The sequence below is a fragment of the Hoylesella timonensis S9-PR14 genome, from assembly GCF_000762405.1.
In the GTDB taxonomy this organism is placed as follows: Bacteria; Bacteroidota; Bacteroidia; order Bacteroidales; family Bacteroidaceae; genus Prevotella; species Prevotella timonensis_A.
This window is the reverse complement of record NZ_JRPQ01000278.1, coordinates 64,749-74,552: the sequence shown is the minus strand read 5'-3', so window position 1 is coordinate 74,552 and position 9,804 is coordinate 64,749. Positions and strand designations below refer to the sequence as shown.

Sequence of the window (9,804 nt, the reverse complement as noted above, 5' to 3'; positions counted from 1 at the left end):
AAAAAAATAATGTAATGAGCAAATTTTAGGATAAGAGTTTTGCAGAGGTCTCAATATGGAATTTATTGATAGAATAGAAGAAACTGCTACGTTCAAGCGTACGCTGGGCCTTAACCGACCTGTACTCATTGTTATTTATGGCAGGCGGCGTATTGGAAAGTCAGAACTCGTCAAGCATGTTTTGACCGATCAGGATGTGTACCATCTAAGCGAAGAAGCACAACCGCAGCAGCAGATAGATTCCTTTGCTAAGACCGTTTCGTTTACGTTTGACGGCTTTGATCGTGTGTCATACCATGACTGGGAAACGATACTCACCTCTATCAATCTATATGTTGGGGAGAACACATCGGTGTGTTTAGATGAGTTTTCTTATCTTGTCAAGAGCGACCCCTCGTTGCCTTCCATTATTCAACGGTTAGTGGATAACAAAAAACTGAAATACAACCTGATACTTTGTGGTTCCTCCCAACTGATGATGCACTCATTGGTACTCAATGAAACATCGCCCTTGTATCAACGCTGTGCTTGGCAGCCAAAGCTGAAGCAACTGCGTTTGCCTTATATAAAAGAAGCCCTGCATTGTTCCAGCCAGCAGGCTGTTGAGGAATATGCCGTTTGGGGTGGAGTGCCTCGCTATTGGGAGCTTCGTGCCGACTTTGATAGTTTGGAAGTGGCGGTGCGCAATCTATTGGTCAATAACTATGGCACGCTGTACGATGAGCCAACACGGTTGCTTCGTGATGAACGTCGTGATACGGCTACATCTTTCTCATTACTTACTACGGTGGGCAACGGGGTGAACCGTATTTCGGAAATAGCCAGTCGTATGCAGCAGCCTGCGACTAATCTCTCTCAGCCCATCAGCATACTGACCGATTTAGGCTATGTGGAGAAAGATATACCCTTTGGTGACAATCCAAAGAGCAGCAAGAAAGGACTTTATCGGCTTGGTGATAACTTTCTTTCCTTCTATTACAGGTTTATCAATCCCAACAAATATCTTATTGAGCTCGATCGTCAGGATCTCGTCATGGACATTATCCGTAAGGACTTCAGTACATACGTTGGTCAGGTATGGGAAAAGATTTGTCACAACTTCGTAACGGGCAATGAAATCGATGGTGTAGTCTATGGCAATGCCTCGCAGTGGTGGGGCGGCATACCAAAAGAAGATGGCAGCAATGACTACGAACAGATAGAGCTCGACCTTGTGGCTGAGTCGCTCGACAAAAAGCACATCCTCGTGGCAGAATGTAAATGGCGAGAATGCAACGAGGCACAGAGCATTTATGAGCAATTAACAAGCCGTGCCAGCCGCTTACCCTTTGTAAAGAAGGGGCAAAAGGTACATATGATATTGTTCCTCAAAACAAAAACCAAGGCTGAAGTTCCATGCTATTATCCCAAAGACATCATAGCGTCTATGCTTCAAGAGGATGCCTCTAAAGACAAAGTCTCATATTAACATTCTTGAGTCGGTAACTTAATAAACTCGTAATAAATTTACCATAAAGCAGAAAAAAAACAACACATAAGGTTGTCATATATAGAAACTTTTACTATCTTTGCAGTATGAGACGAATAAGAACATACGGCGGCTATTTTCAGACATTCATGCAGACGCTGGATGAGAAAGTGCAGCGAAAGATAGACTACGCCTTGCAGCTACTGAAAACGCAAGAAAGACTTTCGTCGAAATTTGTCAAGGCAATTCAAGATGGACTGTTTGAATTGCGAATTGAATATGAGAGCAATATCTACCGCGTGTTCTTCATTTTTGACAACGGACAAATCGTGGTGCTGTTCAATGGCTTTCACAAAAAGACGCAGAAAACACCCAGGCAAGAAATAGAAAAAGCACTTAAGATAAAGGAGGCATATTATGAAGACAAACAATCACAAGATTGAAGATTACGACCTTGTGCTGGATGCAAAATACGGCAAGGAGGGGACACCACAACGTGTACAGTTTGAAAATGAGGCAAAGGCGTTTTATGCCTCGCAAATCCTTTTACAAGCACGTAAGGAAGCAAAAATGACACAAACCGAATTGGCTGAAAAAGCAGGCACAACCAAGTCATACATATCAAAAATAGAAAACGGATTGATTGAACCTGGAGTGGGATTGTTCTTTCGCCTTATCAATTCTCTCGGTTTGCGCATAGACATTTCAAAACCCATAGGATAAATAACTTGAAGATAAAACCAACCAAAGAGAATACCCTCTATCTCACCATCAAACAGGTGTATTTCAATCAAATCGTGGAGGGAAAGAAAGCGAAAGAATACAAGGAAATTAAGGAAACAACCTACAAGAAATATCTTGAAGTTGACGAGGACGGATGGCCCTTGTATGACACATCAAAAGCAGATGCTGAAGATCCCTTGTTGGGTGACATCTGCATGTGGAATGGAGGGTGCTACCCTTATGTAGCAAACCAGAAATGGGAATATCTTTCACTTGCTGTGGGCTATGCCAAGGAGCGAGACACAGCCGTGGTGGAGGTGAACGATATTACCTTTGAGCCACTACTTGACAAAAAAGGTAACCCAGCACGTTTTTCGATTGGCGATGACGATGTGGCAAAAATAGATGCTAATGGAGATTTATGCTTTTGGCAAGCCGTATTTCATGTTGGAAAAATCATAGAGGTTCATAAGAAGTAAATTAGCTTGATAATGTATCTTGAAAAAGAAAATACAAAAGGCAAAGCACTAAGGTTGTCCTTATTATTTTCACAACCGTTCGTCAACTCCTAAATAACTCATTTGCTTACTTCAATAGGTTTCAATATGATACCTCAGTTCGGGATAAGCAGGGAATTTCAGCCAAATCTCTAATTAATTTCTTTTTAGTCTCTTTTTATTTACTACTTTCTGTATTCAGAACTTACCTCAAAGATTATTTAGAAGTTTCTCTATAAAAGCAAAAAGCGGAAAGCCTTTACTTATCGTACTTTCCGCTTGTTAGTAGGAGTGACCTCGTTGGGATTCAAACCCAAGACCTTCAGAACCGGAATCTGACGCTCTATTCAGCTAAGCTACGAGGCCATAATTAACGATTGCAAAAGTATAGAAAATTATTGAATTTAACAAGTATGTGTGTTCAAATTATTCTTTTTCAGCCGCAAACCTGCTGTTTGCAACGTACCTACAGAGCACATCAGCTTTCTGTGTGACGATAAAAATGGGAACATATCCTTCATAATTCCCATTAATTGAATTAGGACAATATGAAAGTCGAATCGCTTATTTTTAATCATATTGACTGATTTACATCTTTTCTTCTTGTATACCTTCCATAAATTTTCTACTTTTGCATGACAATTAGTGAAAGTATTTTCATAACGTTTTGAACGAATAAAGAGCAACTACACCAAAATGAGTAAATTGATAAAACCTGTACACTATCAAGCTTTGTTGGATATGAGACAAACAGAGCAAGGTATTAAACTTATCAAAGATTTTTTTCAACAAAATCTTTCAACCGAATTAAGACTCAGACGTGTCACTGCTCCCCTATTCGTCTTGAAAGGTTTAGGTATCAATGATGATTTGAATGGCATTGAGCGGGCTGTTACGTTTGCTATCAAAGATCTCGAGAACGCACAGGCAGAGGTGGTACATTCCTTGGCTAAATGGAAAAGGTTAACATTAGCAGAGTATAGAATTGAGCCACCGTATGGCATCTACACGGATATGAATGCGATTCGAGCTGATGAAGAATTGGATAACCTTCATTCGTTGTATGTTGACCAATGGGATTGGGAAAGTTCTATCCGCCCTTCCGATCGCAACATTGCCTTTTTAACAAATGTGGTACAACGTATTTATGCATCATTACTTCGCACCGAATATCTCACCTGTGAAACGTATCCACAGCTAACGCCCTTTCTTCCTCACGACATTCATTTCATTCATAGTGAGGAACTGTTGCAAATGTATCCTGACTTATCGCCAAAAGAACGAGAGGATGCCATTTGTAAGAAATATGGGGCAGTATTCATTATTGGTATTGGTGGGAAGCTCAGCAATGGAGAAAAACATGATGGTCGTGCGCCAGACTATGATGATTGGTCAACAGTAACAGAGAATGGATTGGCAGGACTTAATGGTGATATTTTAATATGGTATCCTGTCTTAGAACGCTCCATAGAACTCTCGTCCATGGGCATCCGTGTTGATAAGGAGAGTTTGTTAAGACAGTTGAAACTTGATAATCAGGAAGATAAACAACAGCTTTATTTCCATCAACAGCTTCTAAATGATAAATTACCACTGAGTATGGGAGGTGGTATTGGACAAAGCAGGCTCTGTATGGTCTTGCTCCAGAAAGCACATATCGGAGAAATTCAAGCCAGTATTTGGCCTGAAGACATGCGTAAAGAGTGTGCTGAAGCAGGAATGAAACTCATCTAACTCATCGTTCATCTTGCTCATCCTAAAACACACCGTGTTAACAGCAACAGCTCATAAACACGGCGGACAGTCTTTACAGCTCTTAAAAGACAAACCCTAAATTGATATAGAAGTTAGGTTGCTTTGTTTTTGTCGTCCAACCAATCGAACCTCCAAGAGGTCCTGCAATGCTTTGATAATAGTATGCGGCTTGAACACCAACCCTTAAGCTATGATCAAAAATATCATTCATCTTATCGCCGTCTTTATAGACACCTACTTTAGCTATGATAAAATTATGATCAATTATACGTTGTTGAAATCTTAGTTGCGCCGCAACGAATTTATTTCTTACCAACTCTAAATAACTAATACCCGCAAAAGGCAAGTGTTGGTTCTCTGCATAATAATTGAAGTAATTTCCTCCAATCACCGTTTGTAAAGTATATGGAGGATTTTTACCAAACACACCTCTGCCGTAAAGCATTGGTTGTATTGTCAGTCGATTGTTCAAAGCAAATGATATTCTCCACATTGCGTTGACACTCCTAAATCCAGGCTCTTCGTCATAGCCCACAAAATTGTTTGTATGATAGCCATACGTCGCTTCGAACTTGGCACCACGTGTTGGAAAATACCATTTATCCTCAGAGTTGTATTTCACACTCGCCTGATAAGTAATGAAATGTTGATTGCGCTTGTTGATTTGCCAGAGTTCTCGTTTCGCATCTTGTAACACAGCATTATATCGATAAAAATCAAAATAAGTGCCTAGTTGAAAATTAAAATTGCGGATATTAAAATCAAAGGGTATCAAACTCACCGTGTGTTGATTATAAATGATATTGGCGTCTCTTTCACCTTTGTCATAAATATTTATATCCTGGTGGCGGAACACATAAGAAGCATTGACCTTTCCCCAATGATTAAAATACAACGAGAAATCGGCTTGCGCCATTGATCTCTTACCCAAACGCAGTGTAAAATCTGCAGCCATTGGCAAAAACTTATTTCTTACGAATAGCCCAAGATTGGCTTGCAGTGCCACAAGCTCTTCTGTATCAAAGCGAACACCAAGTCTCGCCTTCTTCGTTTTATCGCCAATAGCAGCAATATGTAGGCATTCGCCCCCATCGGTTGGTGTGAGGTAACAGTCTGCATCATTATAGTAAAAATCTGCCCGCATTGAGTTTGCTATTTTTTGAAGCATCCCAGTGTTGATGCTATCTCTCTTTAGAAGGTGAAACTTTCTCAAAGTAAACTTCTGGTCTGCTGCATCCACCTTTTCAAACACCACATTTGCCAATTTAACTTTTTTGGGCAAGGTGTCTACGGTGATTTCAGTAAGATATTTGGCTCGCTGACCTGGTTTAATTCCGAGTTCATCACGAAGCTTAACAAGCTGGTCCCATTGCTTCATAGCAGCCTCTTCTCCTCGTCGAATCAAGGTGTCTATGGCTGATTTTGAGAAAGAAGTAGTACCATATCCATCTGTACATGAGCGGATAAAGATATCTGTATTCTTCACATTCTCATCATATTTTTTCTTACAGTTAATATCAATAATCTGTCCTATGACACTCCCTCTTCGTGTCAAATCATCCGCTGTCTTGTCTGGTTCCTGTACGCTTAGCCCTATCACCACATCGGCTCCCATTTTTCGGGCAACATCTACAGGGAAGTTATTGCTCATACCTCCATCTACCAATACCATCTCTCCTTTTTGGATAGGAGTGAAAGCTCCGGGTATCGCCATACTGGCTCGCATCGCTTCTATCAGTGAACCACTATGGTACACGTATTCTGCATCACCAATAATATCGGTAGAAACACAAGCGAAAGGAATAGGCAACTTATTAAAATCAATAGGATCACGGTATCGATAAGCCAACTTCTCAAACAACTTGCGCAGATTTTTTCCTTCAATGAGTCCTCCTGAAAAAGTAGGTTTCTTCTTACCAAAGTCCACATCTCTGGTTATCATATAAGTATTTTGCTTTTGGCGTCTCTTCAAACTTTCGCTTCTTACATCAATGTTATCAGAGAGCATCAAAGTCCAGTCTTGTTGACGAACAATGCTATCCATGAGCTGACTGTCGTAACCAATACTATACAGTCCGCCTATGATACTACCCATCGAAGTACCAGTGACAATATCAACAGGGATACCAGCTCTTTCTATCACTTTTAAGGCACCAATATGGGCAAAACCTTTTGCGCCACCGCCACTCAACACAATAGCGATTTTCTTGCGATGTGGCTGCGATTGTACAGGTATCGCCATAAGCAAGAAACCTACTAATGTGAAAATGGCAATCTTTTTCATTCTGTTTTTGTTTTTATGGCTGTATAGAGTGGTTAAAGAATCGTTGCTCTGCCAAGGTCTCATACCTTGTACCAGGCTGCCCATAGTTAGCATAAGGGTAGATGCTAATACCGCCTCTTGGCGTAAAAAGTCCTATAACTTCAATGTATTTGGGTTGCATGAGTCGGATTAAGTCTTTCATGATGATGTTGACACAGTCTTCATGAAAGTCACCATGATTACGAAAACTGAAGAGATAGAGCTTCAAACTCTTACTTTCCACCATGAGTTTTTGCGGGATATATGCAATCTTAATCTCCGCAAAGTCTGGTTGACCTGTAATAGGACATAGAGAAGTGAATTCTGGACAGTTAAATTGTACCCAGTAATCATTCGTTGGATGTTTGTTTTCAAAGGTTTCTAACACTTCTGGCGCATAATCCATTTTGTATTTTGTCTTCGAACCCAGCGCCTTTAGTCCTTCATTTTTGCGAGTATCTTCCATTTTTATTTTCGTTTGAAATTGCCAACTTAGATATTAAAAACCTGTAAAACGTTATAATCTACATCCTCATCGTAGACGTCCACGCCCTCATGTTCTTTCAGCTTTCGTACAACCCGAATCGTGATTGGCAATACTACAATTTCGTAAGCCGTTTTAAGTATTACCTGCCAAAACATGAGCGGTAAAAGTGCAGAAGTTGGTATAACACCAATAAATGCTAAGGGGAAGAAGATAAGCGAATCTACCCCCTCGCCAAAAATGGTGCTTAAAATCGCACGAAGAGAGAAGTTTTTACCCTGCGAACTAATCTTCATTTTGCTCATAACATAAGCATTGACAAACGAGCCGCATAAAAAAGCGATAAACGAGGCAAAGGCAATTCGTGGTGCCAATCCGAATATATCATGGAAGCTCTGCCCTAAAGTCCAATAGCTTGCACCAGGAATCAAATCGCACAAGGCTGCCATCATGACAAAAAAGAAGTTCATGGCAAACCCTAACCATATCAACAGCCGAGCTTTGCGATAGCCCCACACTTCACAAACACAATCATTAATAATATACGAGATAGGAAACACGATAAGACCCCCTGTAAGAGATATCGGACCTACGGCTATTTGCTTTGTTTCTAATACGTTTGCTGTTATCAAGCAAACACAAAAAAGGATGCTGAAAAGCATAAACAACACACTCACATGGTGATTTTTCTTTTCCATTTTTCTTGTTTTTTAAGAGGTTGACCAAGCACTCTGTTTTGAACTAATAAAGGATAAAATTCATTAAAGGATTTACATCATCAGTCTTTCTGTAATTCCTTTTGCCTGCAAAGTTAGTTATTTTTAGTGAGATATGATGGCTATTTCAAAAAAAACAAGTACTTTTGCGCAAAACGAATATAAAATAAAGTACAATGAAAAAGTTATTATTGTTTACAATGCTTGCTTTGGGCGTCACAACCACGCAGGCTCAAAATGCCGAATATGTCATCTCTGGAAATGCACCAGAAGGCACTAATTGGGTGTATTATTTCTACAATGGCAAGTTTAGATCTGTGGATAGTGTGGCTGTGAAGGACAATAAATTCCAGCTAAATGGCACTCAACCCCTCAACACTTTTATCACCGTAGCTGCTGACCAGCAACACAGTGTTACAGTAGTGAATGATCACACCCCTATTACTGTCAACTTAAAGAATGGCAATGTCACTGGTTCACCGCAGAATGTACAGTTTGCAAACTTCCAAAAGGAACAGAACAAGCTGGATGAAAAGATGATGGACATCTATAAAAAATACCAAGCTGTAGCTGCGGACAAGACGATTGAGGGACAAACTAAAAAGGGTGTCTTCGAAGGAATGATGGAACAAACGGAGCAAAAGCAGATAAAAAATATTTTAGCCTTTGCCAACTCGAACAAAAAAGGGGTGACTCCGGCTTACTTCTTAGGGCAGTCTTATTATTCACTGACTTATGAGGAGTTGGTTTCTGCATTGGACAATACCTGCGCTTACTATAACCATCCGATGATGGAAAGAGCCAAACAGCAACTCCGTTCTTTGGAAAAGCGTCGTCCCGGTTTGAAGTTTACAGATTTGGCAATGCATGATACCGAGGGAAAACCCGCAAAACTGAGTCAATGGGTAGGCAAAGGAAACTACGTATTGGTAGACTTCTGGGCGAGCTGGTGTGGACCTTGTCGCATGGAAATGCCAAATGTAGTGGATGCCTACAAACGTTATCATCAAGCCAAAGGATTTGATGTGGTTGGCGTTTCGTTTGACTCAAAGCTTGAAGCATGGAAGAAAGGAATACAAGATTTACAACTTCCTTGGCACAATATTTCTGATTTGAAAGGCTGGAAGTGTGCTGCTGCCGATGTGTATGGCGTCAATTCCATTCCATGCAATATCTTGGTGGACCCTTCAGGACAAATTGTTGCACAAGACTTGCGTGGTGCAAAGCTTGCTGATAAGTTAAAAGAAATCTACGGATATTAAGAGATGACGGTTCTGCCAAACAGAACTATCCGTTAAATTTTACGCTGAAAATGAGTTAAGAAGTTGATAGAAGGGCGCTTAATGTACTCACTACATTTCGCTATCTACGTATCAACCACTATTTTACGCTCATAGAAAGCCAAGAAGAAAAAGAGGGTAAACATTATCAGTTGTTTTTTAGAATTGATAATGTTTATCCATTTTTTCTTTTTTCTGATTGACTTTGTGCCATTAACCCATTAACTTAACGAGCTTAAGTCATTGACTTTGTGCCATTACTCCATTGACTTAACAAGCTTTACCCATTGACTTTGTGCCGTTACTCCATTGACTTAACAAGCTTACTCCATTGACTTTGTGCCGTTACTCCATTAACTTAACAAGCTTAACCCATTGACTTTGCAGGATTAACTCAACAACCTAACAAGCTTAACCCGTTAACTTTGTGCTGTAATTCATTGACTTAACAAGCAACTAATCCTTGAAAATGAAGAAAAGTCGAAGTTGTGGAAAACTAACTGATAATGAGCAGGAAACGGAATAATTTGCATAGAAGTACTCTTTTCAAAAAGGGTCATAATGTGCAGATTTAGGCAG

The 9,804-nt window shown here is 40.1% G+C and carries 9 protein-coding genes and 1 tRNA gene; 6 read left to right on the top strand and 4 right to left on the bottom strand.

What is annotated here, in order from left to right:
• Positions 1-55: 55 nt before the first annotated feature.
• The 4 genes from HMPREF9304_RS13440 (at position 56) to HMPREF9304_RS13425 (ending at position 2,670) form a co-directional block, all read left to right on the top strand.
• Complete coding sequence (locus HMPREF9304_RS13440) at positions 56-1,468, top strand: ATP-binding protein (protein WP_036930035.1); 1,413 nt, start codon at positions 56-58, stop codon at positions 1,466-1,468.
• A gap of 107 nt (positions 1,469-1,575) precedes the next feature.
• Positions 1,576-1,911 (top strand): type II toxin-antitoxin system RelE/ParE family toxin, encoded by a 336-nt coding sequence (locus HMPREF9304_RS13435; protein WP_036930033.1) that lies wholly within the window; start codon positions 1,576-1,578, stop codon positions 1,909-1,911.
• Positions 1,886-2,191, top strand: coding sequence for a helix-turn-helix domain-containing protein (locus HMPREF9304_RS13430; protein ID WP_036930032.1), 306 nt, complete (start codon positions 1,886-1,888; stop codon positions 2,189-2,191). The genes HMPREF9304_RS13435 and HMPREF9304_RS13430 overlap by 26 nt, the downstream gene beginning before the upstream one ends.
• 5 nt (positions 2,192-2,196) lie before the next feature.
• On the top strand, positions 2,197-2,670 hold the full coding sequence (locus HMPREF9304_RS13425) for an ASCH domain-containing protein (protein WP_231564547.1): 474 nt from the start codon (positions 2,197-2,199) through the stop codon (positions 2,668-2,670).
• Between the two features lie 310 nt (positions 2,671-2,980).
• Here the strand turns inward: HMPREF9304_RS13425 and HMPREF9304_RS13420 are convergent.
• Positions 2,981-3,054 (bottom strand) — tRNA-Arg (locus tag HMPREF9304_RS13420).
• Between the two features lie 330 nt (positions 3,055-3,384).
• Between HMPREF9304_RS13420 and asnA the strand changes: the two genes are divergently transcribed.
• Positions 3,385-4,422, top strand: a complete 1,038-nt coding sequence (gene asnA, locus HMPREF9304_RS13415) for an aspartate--ammonia ligase (RefSeq protein WP_036930031.1) — start codon at positions 3,385-3,387, stop codon at positions 4,420-4,422.
• A gap of 82 nt (positions 4,423-4,504) precedes the next feature.
• Here the strand turns inward: asnA and HMPREF9304_RS13410 are convergent, their stop codons facing one another.
• The 3 genes from HMPREF9304_RS13410 to HMPREF9304_RS13400 are packed head-to-tail and all read right to left on the bottom strand — an operon-like array spanning position 4,505 to position 7,927.
• A complete protein-coding gene (locus tag HMPREF9304_RS13410; protein WP_036930029.1) occupies positions 4,505-6,727 on the bottom strand; it encodes a patatin-like phospholipase family protein in 2,223 nt (740 codons plus the stop codon).
• Between the two features lie 13 nt (positions 6,728-6,740).
• The gene (gene queF / locus HMPREF9304_RS13405) at positions 6,741-7,211 is read right to left on the bottom strand and encodes a preQ(1) synthase (protein WP_008122545.1); all 471 of its coding nucleotides are present in this window, start codon (positions 7,209-7,211) and stop codon (positions 6,741-6,743) included.
• Between the two features lie 26 nt (positions 7,212-7,237).
• Entirely contained in the window at positions 7,238-7,927 is a 690-nt protein-coding gene (locus tag HMPREF9304_RS13400) for a queuosine precursor transporter (RefSeq protein ID WP_036930026.1), read from the bottom strand.
• Between the two features lie 194 nt (positions 7,928-8,121).
• Between HMPREF9304_RS13400 and HMPREF9304_RS13395 the strand changes: the two genes are divergently transcribed.
• Entirely contained in the window at positions 8,122-9,207 is a 1,086-nt protein-coding gene (locus HMPREF9304_RS13395) for a TlpA disulfide reductase family protein (protein WP_008122542.1), read from the top strand.
• Positions 9,208-9,804 lie beyond the last annotated feature (597 nt).

Coding starts and splice junctions, on each gene's coding strand:
- HMPREF9304_RS13430 (WP_036930032.1), top strand. CDS start 1,886: ATGAAGACAAACAATCACAAGATTGAAGATTACGACCTTGTGCTGGAT.
- HMPREF9304_RS13435 (WP_036930033.1), top strand. CDS start 1,576: ATGAGACGAATAAGAACATACGGCGGCTATTTTCAGACATTCATGCAG.
- HMPREF9304_RS13395 (WP_008122542.1), top strand. CDS start 8,122: ATGAAAAAGTTATTATTGTTTACAATGCTTGCTTTGGGCGTCACAACC.
- asnA (WP_036930031.1), top strand. CDS start 3,385: ATGAGTAAATTGATAAAACCTGTACACTATCAAGCTTTGTTGGATATG.
- queF (WP_008122545.1), bottom strand. CDS start 7,211: ATGGAAGATACTCGCAAAAATGAAGGACTAAAGGCGCTGGGTTCGAAG.
- HMPREF9304_RS13410 (WP_036930029.1), bottom strand. CDS start 6,727: ATGAAAAAGATTGCCATTTTCACATTAGTAGGTTTCTTGCTTATGGCG.
- HMPREF9304_RS13440 (WP_036930035.1), top strand. CDS start 56: ATGGAATTTATTGATAGAATAGAAGAAACTGCTACGTTCAAGCGTACG.
- HMPREF9304_RS13400 (WP_036930026.1), bottom strand. CDS start 7,927: ATGGAAAAGAAAAATCACCATGTGAGTGTGTTGTTTATGCTTTTCAGC.